The organism is Virgibacillus ainsalahensis (genome assembly GCF_055380755.1).
Map to the genome: position 1 here is coordinate 1,588,210 of NZ_AP043943.1, position 18,338 is coordinate 1,606,547.

17 protein-coding genes and 1 riboswitch are annotated in these 18,338 nt (G+C 37.4%); of the genes, 16 read left to right on the forward strand and 1 reads right to left on the reverse strand.

From position 1 onward, the window contains the following. The first annotated feature begins 1 nt into the window (after nucleotide 1). The 5 genes from ACZ427_RS07570 to ACZ427_RS07590 all read left to right on the forward strand — a co-directional run bounded on the left by ACZ427_RS07570 (nucleotide 2) and on the right by ACZ427_RS07590 (nucleotide 6,496). The gene (locus ACZ427_RS07570; protein ID WP_461179581.1) at nucleotides 2–430 is read left to right on the forward strand and encodes a YlbF/YmcA family competence regulator; all 429 of its coding nucleotides are present in this window, start codon (nucleotides 2–4) and stop codon (nucleotides 428–430) included. 362 nt (nucleotides 431–792) lie between these two features. Next, the gene (locus ACZ427_RS07575; protein ID WP_461179580.1) at nucleotides 793–1,350 is read left to right on the forward strand and encodes an outer spore coat protein CotE; all 558 of its coding nucleotides are present in this window, start codon (nucleotides 793–795) and stop codon (nucleotides 1,348–1,350) included. Between the two features lie 169 nt (nucleotides 1,351–1,519). After that, the gene (gene mutS, locus ACZ427_RS07580) at nucleotides 1,520–4,096 is read left to right on the forward strand and encodes a DNA mismatch repair protein MutS (RefSeq protein ID WP_461179579.1); all 2,577 of its coding nucleotides are present in this window, start codon (nucleotides 1,520–1,522) and stop codon (nucleotides 4,094–4,096) included. A gap of 51 nt (nucleotides 4,097–4,147) precedes the next feature. Beyond that, nucleotides 4,148–5,998, forward strand: coding sequence for a DNA mismatch repair endonuclease MutL (gene mutL, locus ACZ427_RS07585; protein WP_461179578.1), 1,851 nt, complete (start codon nucleotides 4,148–4,150; stop codon nucleotides 5,996–5,998). A gap of 261 nt (nucleotides 5,999–6,259) precedes the next feature. Continuing rightward, nucleotides 6,260–6,496, forward strand: coding sequence for a recombinase family protein (locus ACZ427_RS07590; protein ID WP_461179577.1), 237 nt, complete (start codon nucleotides 6,260–6,262; stop codon nucleotides 6,494–6,496). 244 nt (nucleotides 6,497–6,740) lie between these two features. Here ACZ427_RS07590 and ftsZ read toward each other — a convergent pair whose 3' ends face one another. After that, the gene (gene ftsZ / locus ACZ427_RS07595; RefSeq protein WP_461179576.1) at nucleotides 6,741–7,889 is read right to left on the reverse strand and encodes a cell division protein FtsZ; all 1,149 of its coding nucleotides are present in this window, start codon (nucleotides 7,887–7,889) and stop codon (nucleotides 6,741–6,743) included. A gap of 380 nt (nucleotides 7,890–8,269) precedes the next feature. Between ftsZ and ACZ427_RS07600 the strand changes: the two genes are divergently transcribed. The 11 genes from ACZ427_RS07600 to glnA all read left to right on the forward strand — a co-directional run bounded on the left by ACZ427_RS07600 (nucleotide 8,270) and on the right by glnA (nucleotide 18,169). Further along, entirely contained in the window at nucleotides 8,270–8,425 is a 156-nt protein-coding gene (locus ACZ427_RS07600; RefSeq protein WP_461179575.1) for a hypothetical protein, read from the forward strand. A gap of 185 nt (nucleotides 8,426–8,610) precedes the next feature. After that, complete coding sequence (locus ACZ427_RS07605) at nucleotides 8,611–9,159, forward strand: DUF420 domain-containing protein (RefSeq protein WP_461179574.1); 549 nt, start codon at nucleotides 8,611–8,613, stop codon at nucleotides 9,157–9,159. 240 nt (nucleotides 9,160–9,399) lie between these two features. Continuing rightward, a complete protein-coding gene (locus ACZ427_RS07610) occupies nucleotides 9,400–9,576 on the forward strand; it encodes a hypothetical protein (protein WP_461179573.1) in 177 nt (58 codons plus the stop codon). 1,329 nt (nucleotides 9,577–10,905) lie between these two features. Next, nucleotides 10,906–11,355 carry a Dps family protein gene (locus ACZ427_RS07615; protein WP_461179572.1) on the forward strand — a complete coding sequence of 150 codons (450 nt, stop codon included), beginning with the start codon at nucleotides 10,906–10,908 and terminating at the stop codon, nucleotides 11,353–11,355. Nucleotides 11,356–11,380: 25 nt separating this feature from the next. Further along, nucleotides 11,381–12,316, forward strand: a complete 936-nt coding sequence (gene miaA, locus ACZ427_RS07620) for a tRNA (adenosine(37)-N6)-dimethylallyltransferase MiaA (RefSeq protein WP_461179571.1) — start codon at nucleotides 11,381–11,383, stop codon at nucleotides 12,314–12,316. A gap of 36 nt (nucleotides 12,317–12,352) precedes the next feature. Beyond that, on the forward strand, nucleotides 12,353–12,577 hold the full coding sequence (hfq, locus tag ACZ427_RS07625; protein ID WP_461179570.1) for an RNA chaperone Hfq: 225 nt from the start codon (nucleotides 12,353–12,355) through the stop codon (nucleotides 12,575–12,577). Nucleotides 12,578–12,690: 113 nt separating this feature from the next. After that, on the forward strand, nucleotides 12,691–13,614 hold the full coding sequence (gene spoVK, locus ACZ427_RS07630) for a stage V sporulation protein K (protein ID WP_461179569.1): 924 nt from the start codon (nucleotides 12,691–12,693) through the stop codon (nucleotides 13,612–13,614). Nucleotides 13,615–13,734: 120 nt separating this feature from the next. Further along, nucleotides 13,735–14,976 (forward strand): GTPase HflX, encoded by a 1,242-nt coding sequence (gene hflX / locus ACZ427_RS07635; RefSeq protein WP_461179568.1) that lies wholly within the window; start codon nucleotides 13,735–13,737, stop codon nucleotides 14,974–14,976. 5 nt (nucleotides 14,977–14,981) lie between these two features. Beyond that, nucleotides 14,982–16,223, forward strand: coding sequence for a methionine gamma-lyase family protein (locus ACZ427_RS07640; RefSeq protein ID WP_461179567.1), 1,242 nt, complete (start codon nucleotides 14,982–14,984; stop codon nucleotides 16,221–16,223). 119 nt (nucleotides 16,224–16,342) lie between these two features. Next, entirely contained in the window at nucleotides 16,343–16,732 is a 390-nt protein-coding gene (locus tag ACZ427_RS07645; RefSeq protein WP_461179566.1) for a MerR family transcriptional regulator, read from the forward strand. A gap of 99 nt (nucleotides 16,733–16,831) precedes the next feature. After that, nucleotides 16,832–18,169 (forward strand): type I glutamate--ammonia ligase, encoded by a 1,338-nt coding sequence (gene glnA / locus ACZ427_RS07650; RefSeq protein WP_461179565.1) that lies wholly within the window; start codon nucleotides 16,832–16,834, stop codon nucleotides 18,167–18,169. 40 nt (nucleotides 18,170–18,209) lie between these two features. Further along, nucleotides 18,210–18,306, forward strand: a riboswitch (TPP riboswitch). The last annotated feature ends 32 nt before the right edge of the window (nucleotides 18,307–18,338 follow it).

An 18,338-nucleotide genomic window follows, 5' to 3' on the forward strand; every position in this document is an offset into this window, starting at 1 on the left:
AATGACTGATTATACACGGAAACAGGTACTTGATGAAGCAAAGAAATTAGCAGAAATGCTGGCAAACACAGAAGAAATTGACAGGTTTAAACAAGTCGAAGCAAAAATAAATGATAATAAAAAGGTCCAGCAATTAATTCAAAAAATTAAAACCCTGCAAAAACAAGCGGTTAATTTTCAGGCCTATGAGAAAACAGAAGCATTGAAAAAAGTAGAAACTGAGATTGATCGGCTGCAGGCAGAAATTGATGATATTCCAATTGTCCAGGAATTTAAAGAATCACAAATCGTAGTAAATGATGTATTACAATTAGTTTCGGGAACAATTGCCAGAGAGGTTACCAATAGTGTGATCGAATCAACTGGTGGTGACATTTTAGCAGGAGAAACCGGATCTAAATCAAAAAATAGTAATGGTTGTGCCCATTAAAATAAAGCGCCTTTTTCGACCTTAATGGAGACGCTGGAGCTGGAAGTTGCTTATCTTGGCAGTTAAGGATTGGCGTGGTTTTGCACCGCGATGTTACCATTTATCAAAATTTTTCTGCTGCATTAGTGTAACCAAGCTTGGAAAAATCCTGTTTTTCTAATAATACAATTTTAACTGCTATAAATTTATATTTTTTAATCAAACCAGGTGTAGAATTCATTCCACACCTGGTTTTTTAGTTAATGAAATGGAATGATTTAAACCCTGCAGAATTAGCTTTCCCCGCTTTTATTAATCAGCATGCACTTTAGGTGTTTGTCTTGCATAAAATGACAATGTAAAAAGAGGAGGTAAATGTAATTATGACTTTTCTTGATAAAGAATATAGAGAGATCATCACAAAAGCCGTAATTGGCAGAGGACGTAAGTTTACAAAAGAAACCCACACCATTTCACCATCACATAGACCATCCAGCATCTTGGGGTGCTGGGTGATCAATCATTTATATAATGCAAAGAAAAAATCAGAAGATACCGTTGAAATTAATGGGAGCTATGACATTAACATTTGGTATTCGTATAATGACAATACGAAAACAGAGGTTGTGACAGAAAGGGTAACCTATTCAGATACTATCCCACTCTCCGTCAAGGACGATAATTGCATTAATGATGATTATGATGTGATTGCCAAAGTAACCCAGCAGCCAAACTGCCTTGAATGTAAAATATCTAATAAAGGTCAAAAAATTGGTGTGGAAATTGAACGGGAATTTGTCGTGCAAGTTATCGGTGAAACGAAAATTAGTGTAAGGGTTAATCCAAAATGGGATAGTTACGATGATGATGATTGGGATTTTGAACTTACCGACGATGAATTGGAAGACGTTAAACCGGACTTCCTGGACAAAAAAGATTAAGGAAATACGAGGGATATACTCTCTCGTATTTTTTTCTATTAAGAATAAAATCTTCTTACTAATACGTTCAGGCTAATGATTAACGTAAAGCCATTCTCTTAAACAGTCGCCTTCACTTTTCTATGTATGCTATAATTGGAGAATATATTCGGCTTTTGGAGGATTAATAATGGCAAAACACACACCGATGATGGAACAATATTTAAAAATAAAAGCAGAACATAAAGATGCCTTTTTATTTTTTCGTTTAGGGGATTTTTATGAGATGTTTTTTGATGATGCAATAAATGCAGCAAGAGAGCTGGAAATCACGCTAACAAAACGTGATCCCGGTCAGAAGGAACCAATCCCGATGTGCGGCATACCGTACCATTCAGCAGAAAATTACATAAAAGTGTTAATCGATAAAGGGTATAAAGTAGCAATTTGTGAACAGGTGGAAGATCCTAAAACCGCTAAAGGCGTTGTAAAAAGAGAAGTTATACAGCTAATCACTCCAGGAACCGTAATGGAAAGTAATATGCTCAGTGAAGGGGAAAATAATTATATTACCAGCCTATCCCATTTTCAGGACGGCTCTTATGTTATTGTATACAATGATTTATCAACAGGAGAGAATCTTCTCGCACTGATTACACATGGTTGGGATGCTGTTGTTCATGAATTATATAATCAGCCGATAAAGGAAATCGTTACATCAACTGTTTTACCGGAAGACCTTCAGCTTCAATTACGTGAAAGACTGAATGTTCCTTTATCCTATCAGGATGATATTACATTCAATGCGGAATATCGGAGTCTTTGTGAAAAGTTAGATGATGAACGTCTATTGGAAGCTTTCAGTCGTTTATTAAACTATATTCAGCACACCCAAAAACGGTCGCTTGAACATCTCCAACCGGCAGAAGTGATTGAACTGAATCATTATTTATCACTCGATATGTATTCCAAACGCAATCTTGAATTAACAGAGACAATCATGAAAAAAGGAAAGCATGGGAGTTTGCTTTGGGTGCTTGATAAAACTGTTACAGCGATGGGATCAAGAATGCTGAAGAAATGGCTAGAGCGTCCTCTTCTGAACCAAAGTCGAATTGAAGACAGATTGGATATTGTAGATGGCTTTTATCAAGGTTTCATGGAAAGGGACGCCATACGGGAAATATTAAAATCAGTCTATGATTTAGAGCGTCTTGCCGGCCGTATCGCTTTTGGCAATGTCAATGCCAGAGACCTTATCCAATTAAAACTGTCACTTACAAAAATACCTGAATTAAAAGCAGCCTTAAATCAGTTCGGACAAGAAAAATTAAAAGAACTTGCTGATGCGCTTATTTTTCCAGATCATTTGGTTGAATTATTAGATTCAAGTTTAGTAGATGATCCGCCAGTTTCCATTAAGGAAGGTTCCTTTATTAAGGATGGATATAATGAAGTGCTTGATAAATACCGTTATGCTTCAAAAAACGGCAAAAAGTGGATCGCTGAACTGGAACAAAAGGAAAAGCAGGAAACAAAGATCAAATCGCTTAAAATTGGATATAATCGTGTATTCGGATATTATATTGAAGTAACAAAAGCTAATTTGCATCTTTTGCCGGAAGGAAAATATGAACGGAAACAAACACTAACAAATGCGGAACGTTACATTACACCAGAATTAAAAGAAAAAGAGCAGCTTATTTTGGATGCGGAAGAAAAAAGTGTGGATTTGGAATACAATTTATTCATTGAGATTCGTGATCAGATTAAAGAACATATTCCAGCATTGCAACATTTAGCGGATGCAGTTAGTACAATTGATGTTTTACAGTCTTTTGCGACAGTAAGTGAAGCGAATAATTACAAGCGTCCCCAGTTTGTGAACAAGCAGTTATCCATTAAAAATGGCCGGCATCCTGTAATTGAACAGGTTATGAAAGATGGGTCGTTTGTTCCGAATGATATTACCTTAAATGACGAAAAAAATATATTATTAATAACTGGTCCGAATATGTCTGGGAAGAGTACGTATATGCGCCAGCTGGCATTAACAGTTATTATGGGGCAGATTGGTTGTTTCGTACCATGTGAAGAAGCGGATTTAATTATTTTCGATCAAATTTTCACACGTATCGGAGCGGCGGATGACCTCGTGTCCGGTCAAAGTACATTTATGGTGGAGATGCTAGAAGCAAACCATGCGATAGCTAATGCAACAGATCGCAGTTTGATTTTATTGGATGAAATAGGACGGGGGACAAGCACGTATGATGGAATGGCCTTGGCCCAGTCGATCGTTGAATACATTCATAATAATATTCATGCCAAAACGTTGTTTTCAACACATTATCATGAATTGACATCATTAGAGGATTCGCTCTCCAACTTGAAAAATGTCCATGTACGAGCAGAGGAATATGAAGGTAATGTCGTATTTTTACACAAAATAAAAGATGGAGCTGCAGATGAAAGCTATGGTATTCATGTAGCAAAACTTGCTGACCTTCCTACAGATTTAATTGAACGGGCAGGCACTATTCTAAAGCAACTGGAAAATAATGAAAAATCACAGCCTACTGCCGAAAAAGAGGATTCAGGACAATTATCCTTCTTCGTGGAAGAAAAAACGCCTGTCAATCAGAAAAAGCCTCCTATTACGCAGGATAAGGTGATGAATGATTTAAAGAATCTGGACTTATTTGAAATGACTCCTTTAGATGCAATGAATACATTGTACAATCTGCAGAAAGAAGCGAAAAAATAGATTTTATTTCATAGCAACATGCCATGAATTTGCAAGGAAAGGAGTATTTGCATGGAAATCGTACAATTGCCAGACGCCTTGGCTAATAAAATAGCTGCTGGTGAAGTCGTTGAACGTCCTGCCTCTGTTGTAAAAGAACTAGTTGAAAATAGTATTGATGCAAAAAGTACATGGATTAAAATTGAACTTACAGAAGCGGGATTACAGCAGATCAAAATAACTGATGATGGTAATGGGATGTCAGAAGAAGACTGCGAAAGAGCCTTCCTTCGTCATGCAACCAGTAAAATAAAAGATGAAAACGACCTGTTTCATGTAAAAACACTGGGATTTCGTGGTGAGGCACTTGCAAGTATCGCTTCTGTCAGCAGGTTAACTGTTAAAACATCCCAAGGAAGCGAAGCCGGGACTTTATTGGAACTGGAAGGCGGAAAAATAATCAACAAGGCAAAAAGTGATGCAAGAAGAGGATCTGAAATCAATGTGGAGGAATTGTTTTTTAACACACCTGCACGTTTGAAATATATGAAAAGTCTTCATACGGAGCTTGGGCATATTACCGATCTTTTAAATAGATTGGCAATGTCTCACCCCGACATACGATTTGAAGCAATTCATAATGGAAAAGGATTATTCAAAACTTCTGGAACTGGGGATCTCTTACAAGTTGTTTCTCACGTTTATGGCATGGGTGTAGCGAAGAAAATGCTTCCAATTAAACAAGGCAGTCTCGATTTTTCCATAGAAGGGTATATTGCCAAACCTGAAGTGACTAGAGCATCACGTTCTTACATTTCTACCATAATTAATGGAAGATACATTAAGAGCATTCCATTAAATCAGGCAGTACTACGTGCCTATCATACATTATTGCCTATCGGACGTTCACCGATTGTCGTTCTCTCAATTAAAATGGATCCCATCTTAGTAGATGTTAATGTGCATCCAACTAAACTGGAGGTTCGTTTCAGTAAGGAAAAAGAGTTATTTTCGTTACTTGAAGAAGCGATAAAAAACAAATTTAGAGAAATAACGTTAATCCCTGAAATGCAGCAAAAACCTGTTAAAAAAGAAAAAACAGAGCAGCATAGCATGAATTTTGATCCTCCTGCCCAATCAGCGGATTCTCCCAGATGGGACACAAACGAAAAGGTAATTAATGAAATGCGATCAGATTTTAGCATCACTCCTGAGAAGAAAGCTGACACCCCTTCGCGGACATTTCCTTTTGAAGAGGTGATGAGTGATAAAACCGCGGAAAAAGAGACTTCTCAAAAGCAAGAATTCAATAATACTTCAGGGGAACAGAATGTTAAGCAACGAATTCCCACAATGTATCCAATTGGTCAATTGCAGGGGACCTATATTCTGGCACAAAATGAAAATGGTCTGTTCATGGTGGATCAGCATGCTGCTCAGGAAAGAATTAAATACGAGTTCTTCAAGAAAAAACTGGGGAAAACGATGAACGAATCTCAGGAGTTATTATTGCCATTAACTTTTGAATTCTCCAAGCAGGAAGCTATTTTCATAGAAAAATACAAAGAAGAACTGGAAAAAGTAGGTTTATTTTTTGAATCTTTCGGTCATCAGGCCTATGTTATACGTTCTCATCCAAACTGGTTCCCGGACGGTTTTGAAGAAGAAATCATTCGAGAAATGATCGAGCAGATTATGTTGGAGGAAAAGATTGATGTAGAATCCATTCGGGAAGATGCGGCTATCTTAATGTCATGTAAGCGATCGATTAAAGCCAATCACTATTTAAACCAGGAAGAAATGACTCATTTATTGGAAGACCTGCGTCTAACAACTGATCCCTTCACATGTCCCCATGGCAGACCAATTATTGTTCATTTTACCACGTATGAACTGGAAAAAATGTTCAAACGTGTGATGTAATTAATAAAGCGCCAAGAACCCTAATATGAAAAGGGTGAGGCGCTTTTGGTATTGATACGAGTGATTATTCTTTAAGCTATCTTGCAAACTGGACACAAGGAAAAGAATTAAAAGATAAAGCGAAGTTACTAGAAAAAGTAAGAGAACAGCAGTTGTTATGGAGCCTGAATTGATGAAGGAACAGGTGAAAAGTATGAATGATCATTGGCTATGCAAGGGTGAGTTCTAAAAAACAAAATCTTTGCTAGGCAAGTTCATGATTTGAAAGAATTTGGCTGTGATAAGATTTTTGAAGAAAAACAATCAGGTAAGAATTTTAGTGAACGTCCAGTTTATAAGGAAATGCGAAACAAGATGCGCTTTGGAGATGTTTTAGTAGTTCATGACCTCGGTCGATTTGGTAGAAATAAACAAGAAATTAAAGAAGAATGGGCTGTCTTAATGAAGGAAGAGGTAGACATTGTTGTTTTAAATATGCCAATTCTTGATACTAGCTGAGGAGCTAAGTCTATCACATTCTGAAATTATAAGGGCTAATTTTTTAACAAATTATCGAGGTGTTTGTCGGTCATTAAAAGACGAAACAATTTGTAGGGAAGCATAAACCTCCATCTTTCCCCACAGGAAAGATGATTGAAATTTGGGCGAAAAATATCTCAAGCATCCTGTTCTATACAAAAAAATAGCAAATGACCAGTCTGATAGGACTGATCATTTGCTTTCTCTTCATGTTATAGCCTTATTAACGCTTGCGGTTTCGATTCCTATTTCTTAAGAAAGTAGGAATATCCAGTGAGTCTTCTTCCGGTTTGGACTGTTGCGGCTGTTGTTGCTGGTAAGTTTCTCTTGATGTTTCCTCAGGTGCACTGGTGGCTGCCTGTTGATTGTGATTGATTACCGAACGCTGTTGTTTTGGCTGCTTTTCTGCCTGTTTGACATTTTCATCAAAACCGGTTGCAATTACGGTAACGATTATTTCATCCTTAAGGTTCTCATTGATGACGGAACCGAAGATCACATTCACTTCATTGTCGGCAGCTGAAGTTACAAGATCGGCAGCTCCCTGTACCTCATAAAGGCTTAGATTAGTTCCGCCGGTTATACTCATCAGAATACCATGAGCACCATCAATAGAAGTTTCCAATAATGGAGAGGAAACTGCCTTCTTAGCTGCTTCTGTCGCCCGTGTTTCTCCAGCAGCACTCCCAATTCCCATTAAAGCTGACCCTTTATCGACCATAATTGTCCTTACATCGGCAAAGTCAACGTTAATCAACCCTGGTTTTGCGATTAAGTCTGAAATACCCTGTACACCTTGTCTCAGTACATTGTCTGCTTCATGGAAGGCTTCCAGCATTGGTGTGTTTTTATCCACAATTTCCAGCAGGCGGTCGTTAGGTATGACGATTAGTGTATCAACTGCCGTTTTAAAGGCATCAATTCCAGAAATCGCCTGTGTTGACCTTTTTCTTCCTTCGAATGAGAACGGTCTGGTAACCACACCGAGTGTCAAGGATCCCAGGTTCTTGGCTATTTGAGCGATAACTGGAGCTGCTCCGGTACCTGTCCCTCCCCCCATACCTGCTGTAACAAAAATCATGTCTGCGCCTTGGAGGACTTCCTCGATTTGTTCCTCGCTCTCTTTTGCGGCTTTCTTTCCGACCTCAGGGTTTGCCCCTGCACCAAGCCCCCGGGTAAGCTCTCCCCCTATTTGCAGTTTCACTTCCGCCTTGGAGAGATTGAGTGCCTGTGCATCCGTGTTGACGGCAATGAACTCAACACCCTCTACTCCATGCTCTATCATACGGTTCACGGCATTATTACCGCCTCCGCCTACCCCGATTACTTTTATTGACGCCAGTTCCTCCATATTTGTATCAAACTCTAACATTCATCGTTCCTCCTAATTTGTAAAATTACAATGATTGAAGTAATTCTTCACCTTCTTTGCAAGGCAATGATATGACCCATCACATTGTCTATTAATCAAAAAAATTTCCTTTGCTTTCTTATTGTCATCAAAGGAATTCCATTAACACCATCGTATAATTATCAACTTTACCACATTATGAAGGTTATCAAAAAGGATAGCGCAAGTACATATTGTGGCTTTGTTTCTGATATAGCTTTTGATACTTTGGTAAACCTTAAATATTAGCAATTTTTAAAAGTTGTATCTAATCATATGACCTGTTTCAAAAACGATGGGAATGGAAGCGATGAAAAGCTTGTTTATGTTGCAGTTCCAAAACAATTATTTTATTTAAAAAATTGATCCGTGAGGTTGATGAAGATGCGTTTACTGTTGTTAATACAGTAAAAGATGTGAGTGGTGGTTCGCTTGCAAAAGCTCACTATCCAACACAAAAAACGTTTAATAGTGCAAAGGAAGAAAAACAGTACTATAAAGAAAAGGCCGAAGAATGACAAGAACATCAAACCCTTTATGTCCAAACGGAAAACATCTAATATGAATGCGGTATTATGACGAATTTTTGTCGAAAGGATGACATTTTCCGTTTTTAAAGGAAACGGACTCCTTTTGTATTGCTCTTTACAATTTATTTTCTTATGCTTACTAAAAGGCATTTTATATAGGAGTGGGATAACGTATGAGTAATGACATCAACAATGCTAAACAGCGCAATTACAATCCGCTGATTTGGTTTCTATCCATATTGATTGTAGGCGTTATTTTGGGAACGTATTTATTGCCAAAAAGTACAGATGACACAATAGGTGGCATCGAGTTAACGGTATTGCCGATGCTAAATGCTATCTTGAACAGCTTCACCTTTCTCTTTTTGTTAACTGCCTTAATCATGATTAAAAAGAAAAACATTAAAATGCACCGCAGATTCATCATTGCTGCATTCGTAACAACCTTTTTATTCTTCATTTCCTATTTAACGTACCACTCTATGGCTGAATCTACAAGCTACGGCGGAGATGGCGCTCTGATGTACATTTATTATTTTATACTCATTACACACATTGTTCTAGCTGCATTGATTGTGCCGCTTGCGCTGATCACACTTGGAAGAGGATTGAATATGAAAGTAGAAAAACATCGGAAAATCGCACGTTGGACAATGCCAATCTGGCTGTATGTTAGCCTTACTGGCGTATTGGTCTACTTAATGATTTCACCATACTATTAGGTACCCGGGTTTTAGGGAAGTCTCTTATCCTTCCCATGTCCTAAAATTGCAGGTATCTACAGTAAACCAAAAGAGAGGTAATCAATTATAGGTTTAAACAAAGATACACCATTAAAAATTAGAATTGATCAAAATATATACGACCACTCATACCAATTGTTGATATAATGCCCGCCTACTAGAATAATAATAGTTCGAAGATATTCTTCTATTTTAAAAAAACAAAAGGAGAGATAGCTAATGAAGAAATTTTTCTTAGGCATGGAAGATGAGTTGTTAATTGTTGAAGAAACGTCAGATGGGTATATTTCATCTTGTCATCTAAAAGGAACTCAACCAATCAGGCTGGCATCCGACCCTCAAAATGAAAGCCGTATGTATTGCGACACATACGGACACGGACTTTGGAAAAGTTAAGACGGCGGTGAAAGTTGGAGAGCGATCGGAAAGGCCAATCCTTATCATGAGCCAATGTTAGGTCAAGCTGGAACACTTTGAGTGCAATTGGGATTGCGATGTATTTATCTATTATATTCATGGAATCACCTCCCAGAACGTTCGTTCTCATTATAAGCGAAAGTGCCACAAAAATCAATTAGACATTGGCCATGGTGATGACAAGGATTTTAATGGTTAATATATGTGCAGGGTGACTTTAATCAATTAAACCTGAATTTCTGCAATTCGCCATAAGAAAAATACCACGGATACAAATAAGTTCAAGGGTGGTGGCGTTGTTGCTATATCAGCATCCAGACATATTGGCTCTCTACCCTGCACATATAGTTCGCACAGCTGGCTCAATCTATCCGCAATACCAACATTAATACTTATAAAACGCAATAAAGGGACTCATGGCGAATAAAGACATAAGATAAAACCGCCCTTACCATCTTTTTGAGCCGCCTGAATCAGGCCTGCCATGAACTGAGCCATCTCTTATATAAGAGCATTTTTTGTATTTAAATATCGCGAAACCCTTAGCCTGCATGCCCAAGGAGTGAGTCAAAGAAGCGTGTTTATCCAATTATGAAAGTTCTGCATTGGAAGCGGTACGGAGGGTGAGCAAGCTAGGAATAGAAGTCATTAACCAAACAGTATTAATTTGTACAGGTATTCGGTTTTAAAAATATTTTATAATTCTGATACAGTAGTTGATGAAATAGATTTTTGTTTAACTTTTTACTTAAGACTGGAGGGAGATTAATCTCACGAAAAACAATAACAACATGAAACTACATGAAACAATATAAGAATGACCAAATCGTTAAATGGATGTATTAAGGCCCTGCGAAAAGTAAAATAATCATAAAAAATCGGAGATGTGTTACGTATAACCATATTATTATTTGCTTACGTTCGCTTTCTTGGCGACAGTATCCAAAGTTAATCTATTGTACTCCCTTGACTAAAATTAATTTTGAAATGGCTTTTAATAAATCAAGTTATGCAAGTTATGATAAAGATTTTTGATTCTATAGCTCTATTATACAACTGAACACAGAAATGACCACATTTTAAGAAATCGAAAACAAATGTTCGTAAATCATTAATTGTGGTATATCAAAAGTTGTTATATAATTTTTCTTAGACACAACATCTGAAAAATAGTCATAAATGGTAACAATCAAACGTGTGATGTAACGTGTATAAATAACACATACCTTGTTAAGGATAAAATAGGAGCTCGAGGGCGGTCTAAACCCGACAAGCATTCTCTTATAAAATTTTTGAACGAGGTGTGTTATGGATAATCAAAAACTAATCAATTTCCTGAACCAATTATTATCGAATTACTTTGTCATGTATGTGAAATTGCACCGCTATCACTGGTTTATTCAAGGAAGACATTTCTTCGTACTTCATGAAAAATTTGAAGAAATGTATAACATGGCTGCAGAAAATCTGGATGAAATTGCAGAGCGGATATTGATGATAAACGGAAAACCACTTGCAACAATGGTTAAATTCCTAAAAGAAACAACACTGACAGAAGCCAATGCAGACGATAAGGAAGATGAAATGATTGCCCAGCTCATACAGGATTATGAACAGATTATTAAAGAGATTCGTACGGAGGGGATCCCCTATGCTGAAGATCAACAGGATGAGCCGACGATTGACATGCTGATTTCTATCCAGGCAAACTTGGAAAAATATAACTGGATGCTTAAAGCATACCAGGCATACGAATAAACGAATGTAATTTAGGGGAATACTGATGAAGAAGACAATTATTGTAATCGTTGGACCCACCGCAGTTGGGAAAACGAAATTAAGTATTGAGATTGCTAAACGATTTAATGGTGAAGTGATTAGCGGGGACTCCATGCAGGTTTATCGAGGACTTGATATCGGTACCGCAAAAGTCACAGAAGAGGAAAAGCAGGGAATTCCTCATTATATGATTGATATTAAAAATCCGGATGAAGAATTCTCTGCAGCAGATTTTCAATATTATGTTCAAACCCATATAGATGAGATTACTTCCCGTGGCAAACTCCCGATTATTGTTGGGGGAAGTGGCTTATACATACAGTCGGTATTATACGATTATAATTTTTCCGACCAAAAAAGAAATGAAGAAGTAACAAAACGTTACGAGAAAATCATAGAAAATGAAGGGATTACGCCATTATATAATCGCCTGAAAGAAATCTGCCCTAAGCAAGCTGAGAAGATTCACCCAAATAACCACAGGCGTGTCATTCGAGCATTGGAACTCTATGAAACAACTGGTTTAACAATGGAACAAAATCAGCAAGAGCAGACAATGAACGCATCCTACAATCACATTTTAATTGGGCTGGAAATGGAAAGAGAACTTTTATATCATCGTATTAATCTGCGTATTGATCAAATGCTGGAAAACGGATTACTAGATGAGGTGAACCAATTATATAAAGCGGGTCTAAAAGATAGTCAATCCATGAAAGCAATCGGCTATAAAGAATTCATACCTTACTTTGAAGGGGATCAAAGTCTTGACCGCACCATCGAATTATTAAAAAGGAACTCAAGAAGGTATGCAAAGCGGCAATTCACATGGTTTAAAAATAAAATGGACGTCAGATGGTATACGGTTGAACCGGAAACAATTCATGAAAAATCTACAATGATTTTAGATGACCTGGCAGGAATTTTAAAAGACATGTAGAAATATACAATATAGACAGAAAAGGGAGGAAGTTCGATGGCACAATCGGTAAACATTCAGGATCAATATTTAAACCAATTAAGAAAGAATCATCTTTCAACCACAGTTTTTCTTACAAACGGATTCCAATTACGAGGTGTGGTAAAAGCCTTTGATAATTTCACAGTTTTATTGGAAACAGAAGGGAAACAGCAGCTGATTTTCAAACATGCCATTTCTACATTTGCCCCAGTTAAAAATGTTACACTTGAAAAAGAATAATCATAGATAACGGACGCATCATTGCGTCCGTTTTGTATGTCTTTGTCTGAAAATAGGCGGTTGTCACAACTCTTTTACTCAAAGCGTATACTGTTTTGAATAGGAGTGATGGCATGGAGACTCAAATGATACAGAATCGAAATGGGAAAATTAATATTGTGCTTCATGACAATAATGAAGTGACATCAGAAGAGAGTAATCAAATACATTTTTTGGAAAACAATCCATTTGCACATATTGACCGGGAATTCTCTTCATTTATAGCGATGAATGAATTGAAAAAGACAATTAAGGAAGTTTATGCCACGATTGTAATTAACGAAAAACGTAAGCAAGCAGGATTAATTGGATCGAAACAAGTACTTCATATGCTTTTTAAAGGAAATCCCGGAACTGGTAAAACAACAGTTGCAAGAAAACTTGCTAAAGTATATTTTGACATGCAGCTACTGTCTAAAGGCCATTTTATCGAGGCGGAGAGAGCTGATTTGGTGGGGGAATATATCGGCCAGACCGCCCAAAAAACACGGGCAGTTATTCAAAAAGCAATGGGAGGAATATTGTTCATCGATGAAGCCTATTCCTTGGCACGCGGTGGTGAAAAGGATTTCGGCAAAGAAGCGATTGATACATTAGTTAAACATATGGAAGATAATCATAATGATTTTGTTTTGATTCTTGCCGGATATCCATATGAAATGGAACGTTTTTTAACGTTAAATCCGGGCCTTCACTCGAGATTCCCTTTTATCCTGGATTTTCAGGACTATGAAGTTAACCAATTAATGCAAATAGCAAAACAAATGGCTTCCGAAAGAGAATACAAGTTAACAAAGGAAGCAGAATGGGAATTAAGAACCCGGTTATATAAAAAATCACAAGAAATGAAAAGAAATTTTGCCAACGCCCGTTATGTACGCAATGTAGTTGAAAACGCGATAAGAAAACATGCAGTTAGGTTATTGGGCAAACATCATATATCCACGGAAGATTTGGTCCAATTAACAAGAAGTGACCTGCTGGCAGATGATAAATGATGACAATCTGATCATGGGCTTACGTTCTTTTGAGGTAGAAGAATTTCTTTGATATGATACCAATACGTAAAGTAAAATATACGGTTATCGAGCAGTATTTTACAGAAAGAGGTTACATTTATGACTGAAGAAGAAAGAATTTTAATAATAGCTGTAAATAATGATAATAAAAATACAGAACGTTTTCATTCTTCCTTAGAGGAGCTAAAATCATTAAGTAAAACAGCGGGAGGATCGGTGAAAGATGTTATCATCCAAAACCGCACCCGTATCCATCCAGCAACTTACCTCGGTGAAGGAAAAATAAATGAAATAAAGCAGAAAATAGATGAATTGGATATTAACTTGGTTATATCCAATGATGAATTATCTGCAGGCCAATTAAGGAATCTCACAAATCACTTCGGTATACGTTTAATTGATCGCAGCCAGCTTATATTAGATATCTTTGCTCAACGGGCACGTACAAAAGAAGGAAAGCTTCAAGTGGAACTTGCCCAGCTGGAATATATGCTGCCGAGACTACATGGTCAGGGTGCAGCATTGTCCCGGCTTGGCGGGGGAATAGGCACTAGAGGACCCGGTGAAACAAAGCTGGAAACAGACCAGCGTCATATCAGAAGAAGGATAGACGATGTGAAACGGAGATTAAAATTAGTTGTGCGTCAGCGTGAGCAATATCGAAAAAGACGAAAAGTAAATGATGTCTTCCAAATCGCGATTGTTGGTTATACGAATGCTGGTAAATCAACGCTATTTAACCAATTGACTAATAGTGATACGTTGGAAGAGAATCAGCTATTCGCCACACTCGACCCTCTAACAAGGCAAATGCAATTACCCTCAGGATTTCAAACATTGATTACGGACACAGTGGGATTTCTTCAGGAACTGCCTACCGCATTGATAGCATCATTTCGTTCCACCTTGGAAGAAGTTACAGAGGCTGATTTCTTATTGCATGTTGTAGATGGTTCCCATCCAGATCAGGAACAACAGCAGGATACCGTTCTAAAATTATTGGAAGAACTGGGGGCACATACCCTGCCAATACTTACTGTATATAATAAAAAGGATATGGTACAAGATGATTTCATACCGATAAACCATCCCTTTGTTCTCGTTAGTGCTTTTGAACAATCAGACATTCAAATGGTGATAGAAAAAATCGAAGGTATGCTCAAAGAACAATGGGACAAGTTTCAGATCCGTTTAGGTCCTGAAGAAGGGAAAACATTGAATAGATTGGAACATGGCACCATTATAACAGAAAAGTATTTTGATGAAGAAACAGTTCACTTTGTTGTAGAAGGGTATATTCGTAAGGAACATCCATTGAAAAGCATATTAAAGGAGCAGTAACAGTCATGATTGAACAATTGATAAAACAAGCTGAAGATGATTGCAAGACAAAGCATAAGGAAATTAACTCGATTGTTGAAATAAATCAAAAACGCGTCTTGGAGGCTTTCAAAAAAAATCGCATCAGCGATAGTCATTTTAACTCAACGACAGGTTATGGATATGACGATCTCGGCCGTGAAGGTATAGAAGCGGTTTATGCAGATGTGTTTGGGGGGGAAGATGCTCTGGTCAGACCACAGTTGGTTTCTGGAACACACGCCATTTCCACTGCATTATTCGGGCTATTGCGACCGGAAGATGAATTAATCTATATAACAGGAAAACCGTATGATACGTTGGAAGAGGTTATAGGGAAAAGGGGAAGCAGTGCCGGTTCATTAATAGATTATCATATAAAATATAATGAAATAAATTTAAAAGAAAATGGTACGGTGAATTTTGAAGCAGTGAATAAGGCGATTTCCAATCAAACAAAAGTTGTTGCTATCCAACGCTCGAAAGGCTATGACGATAGACCATCATTCACTGTCGATGAAATTGAAGAGATGATACGCTTTGTAAAGGAAATAAATAATGAATTAATTATTTTCGTCGATAACTGCTATGGAGAATTTGTAGAAGCTAAAGAGCCTTTACATGTTGGAGCCGATATTATTGCGGGTTCACTCATTAAAAATCCCGGTGGAGGAATTGTTCGTGCTGGCGGTTATATTGTTGGAAGAGAAGAACTTATTTTGCAATGTGCAAATCGATTAACCGCACCAGGGCTGGGTAAAGAAACTGGAGCAACGTTAAATATATTGCAGGAAATTTACCAGGGTTTCTTTTTAGCCCCACATATTGTAGGAGAAGCTTTGAAAGGCGCTGTGTTTACAGCAAGATTTTTAGAAATGGTTGGTTATACCACATCACCATCTTATCGAACGAAGCGGACAGATTTGATTCAGTCGGTAACATTTAATGACCCTGATCAAATGATAGCTTTCTGTCAGGCTATTCAGGAATATTCACCAATCAACTCCTTTGTAACACCGTATCCGAGTGATATGCCGGGTTATGAGGACAATGTAATTATGGCTGCAGGAACTTTTATTCAAGGGTCAAGTATTGAGCTATCTGCAGACGGACCAATCAGGGAGCCGTATATAGCTTTTGTACAAGGTGGACTGACTTATGCACATGTAAAAATAGCGTTAACACAATCAATTAACGTTCTTATAAAAAAAGGTTATTTGGTTTTATAAAAGGGTATAAGGTATAAGTAAACTTACTAATCAATTTGATGTCAGTAATCCTAACATCAAATTGACATAATACCTCACATATAATATTATCATTATATAAAGAAAAAGGGGGTCATACTATGAATGATCAAGAGCGTCGTTCTATGCCCTTGTTTGGAATCGGTATTGTGATTAAGCTTACAGAGTTAACAGCAAGACAGATTCGGTATTACGAAGAACACAGCTTAATTCATCCTGAGCGGACGTCAGGTAATCAGCGGTTATTCTCTTTTAATGATGTTGACAAGTTGTTGGAAATCAAAAATTTATTGGATAAAGGGCTTAATATAGCTGGTATTAAATCACTGTTAATATCTCAAAGGGAAGTGTTAGAAAATAAAACTCAGACATCGGACATTTCTGATAGAAAACTGAGAAAAATACTCAGAGATGAATTAACTGAAGCTGGAAGACATGGAAAAGCCAGCCTTAGACAAGGCGAGTTGTCCAGATTTTTTATCAAGCATTAGAAGGTTGTAGCGATTGAGGGCTATAATAAGGATATATACATATTTAGTAGCCGGAAAATTTCAATCATATACTTCATATAAAAATTAGGAGGAGAATGAATGGGAGCGAAATTTACAAAAGATGAAATTCTTAAACAAATTGAAGAGGAAAACGTAAGGTTTATCCGCTTACAATTTACTGACATGTTGGGAACTATAAAAAATGTGGAAATTCCACTCAGTCAGCTGGATAAAGCTTTAGATAACAAAATGATGTTTGATGGATCTTCGATTGAAGGGTTTGTTCGTATCGAAGAATCTGATATGTATCTTTACCCGGATGTAGATACTTTCGTTGTATTCCCATGGACATCGGACAAAGGAAAAGTTGCTCGCTTTATTTGTGATATTTATAATGCAGATGGAACACCTTTCGAAGGATGCCCCAGATATAATTTGAAACGAAATTTAAAGAAAATGGAAGAACTGGGCTTTGACGCTTTTAATATTGGGACAGAACCGGAATTCTTTTTGTTCAAATTGGATGAAAACGGTGATCCTTCATTAGACCTTAATGACCATGGAGGTTATTTCGATTTAGCCCCTACAGACCTAGGAGAAAACTGTAGAAGAGACATTGTTCTGGAATTGGAGGATATGGGATTTGAAATTGAGGCATCTCACCATGAAGTGGCTCCGGGACAGCATGAAATTGATTTTAAATATGCAGATGCCATACGACACGCGGATGATATCCAGACATTTAAATTAGTTGTAAAAACGATTGCGAGAAAACATAACTTACATGCAACATTTATGCCCAAACCTCTATTTGGTGTAAACGGCTCAGGAATGCATGTTAATATGTCTTTATTTAAAAATGGAGAAAACGCGTTTTTTGATACAAAAGGGGAATTACAGTTAAGTGACGTGGCATACCAATTTACTGCTGGGGTTATTAAACACGCAACTAACTTTACCGCTGTAACCAACCCTACAGTTAATTCTTACAAACGACTTGTTCCTGGTTTTGAAGCGCCATCTTACGTGGCATGGTCTGCATCAAACAGAAGCCCGTTAGTCCGCGTTCCTAAGTCAAGAGGGGTCAGTACAAGAATTGAAGCAAGAAGTGTCGATCCTTCTGCCAATCCATATTTAGCATTGGCTGTATTACTTGCTGCCGGTTTGGATGGTGTGGAAAATAAACTAACACCACCAAGCCCTGTAGACCGCAACATTTACGTAATGACGAAAGAGGAAAGAGAAGAAAATGGCATTAAAGATTTACCTTCGACTTTATTAGGTGCATTGGAAGAATTACAGAAAAATGAGGTAATTGTAAAAGCAATGGGGGAACACTTATATGAACACTTTATAGAGGCAAAGGAAATTGAGTGGGATATGTTTAGAACTACCGTACATCCTTGGGAGAGAGAGCAGTATCTGACCACTTACTAATTTTGAAGTTATGTAGTATTCTATAAAAAAATAAAAATGTCATCACCACTAGGGGAGCTATATGCTGAGAGAAGAACTTTCGACCCTTAGAACCTGATCTAGTTTGTACTAGCGTAGGGAAGTGGAGTGAATCTATTATTTGTTGAAATTTCTTCTCATATTTCTTCCT

Coding starts and splice junctions, on each gene's coding strand:
- ACZ427_RS07570 (WP_461179581.1), top strand. CDS start 2: ATGACTGATTATACACGGAAACAGGTACTTGATGAAGCAAAGAAATTA.
- ACZ427_RS07575 (WP_461179580.1), top strand. CDS start 793: ATGACTTTTCTTGATAAAGAATATAGAGAGATCATCACAAAAGCCGTA.
- mutS (WP_461179579.1), top strand. CDS start 1,520: ATGGCAAAACACACACCGATGATGGAACAATATTTAAAAATAAAAGCA.
- mutL (WP_461179578.1), top strand. CDS start 4,148: ATGGAAATCGTACAATTGCCAGACGCCTTGGCTAATAAAATAGCTGCT.
- ftsZ (WP_461179576.1), bottom strand. CDS start 7,889: ATGTTAGAGTTTGATACAAATATGGAGGAACTGGCGTCAATAAAAGTA.
- ACZ427_RS07605 (WP_461179574.1), top strand. CDS start 8,611: ATGAGTAATGACATCAACAATGCTAAACAGCGCAATTACAATCCGCTG.
- ACZ427_RS07610 (WP_461179573.1), top strand. CDS start 9,400: ATGAAGAAATTTTTCTTAGGCATGGAAGATGAGTTGTTAATTGTTGAA.
- ACZ427_RS07615 (WP_461179572.1), top strand. CDS start 10,906: ATGGATAATCAAAAACTAATCAATTTCCTGAACCAATTATTATCGAAT.
- miaA (WP_461179571.1), top strand. CDS start 11,381: ATGAAGAAGACAATTATTGTAATCGTTGGACCCACCGCAGTTGGGAAA.
- hfq (WP_461179570.1), top strand. CDS start 12,353: ATGGCACAATCGGTAAACATTCAGGATCAATATTTAAACCAATTAAGA.
- spoVK (WP_461179569.1), top strand. CDS start 12,691: ATGGAGACTCAAATGATACAGAATCGAAATGGGAAAATTAATATTGTG.
- hflX (WP_461179568.1), top strand. CDS start 13,735: ATGACTGAAGAAGAAAGAATTTTAATAATAGCTGTAAATAATGATAAT.
- ACZ427_RS07640 (WP_461179567.1), top strand. CDS start 14,982: ATGATTGAACAATTGATAAAACAAGCTGAAGATGATTGCAAGACAAAG.
- ACZ427_RS07645 (WP_461179566.1), top strand. CDS start 16,343: ATGAATGATCAAGAGCGTCGTTCTATGCCCTTGTTTGGAATCGGTATT.
- glnA (WP_461179565.1), top strand. CDS start 16,832: ATGGGAGCGAAATTTACAAAAGATGAAATTCTTAAACAAATTGAAGAG.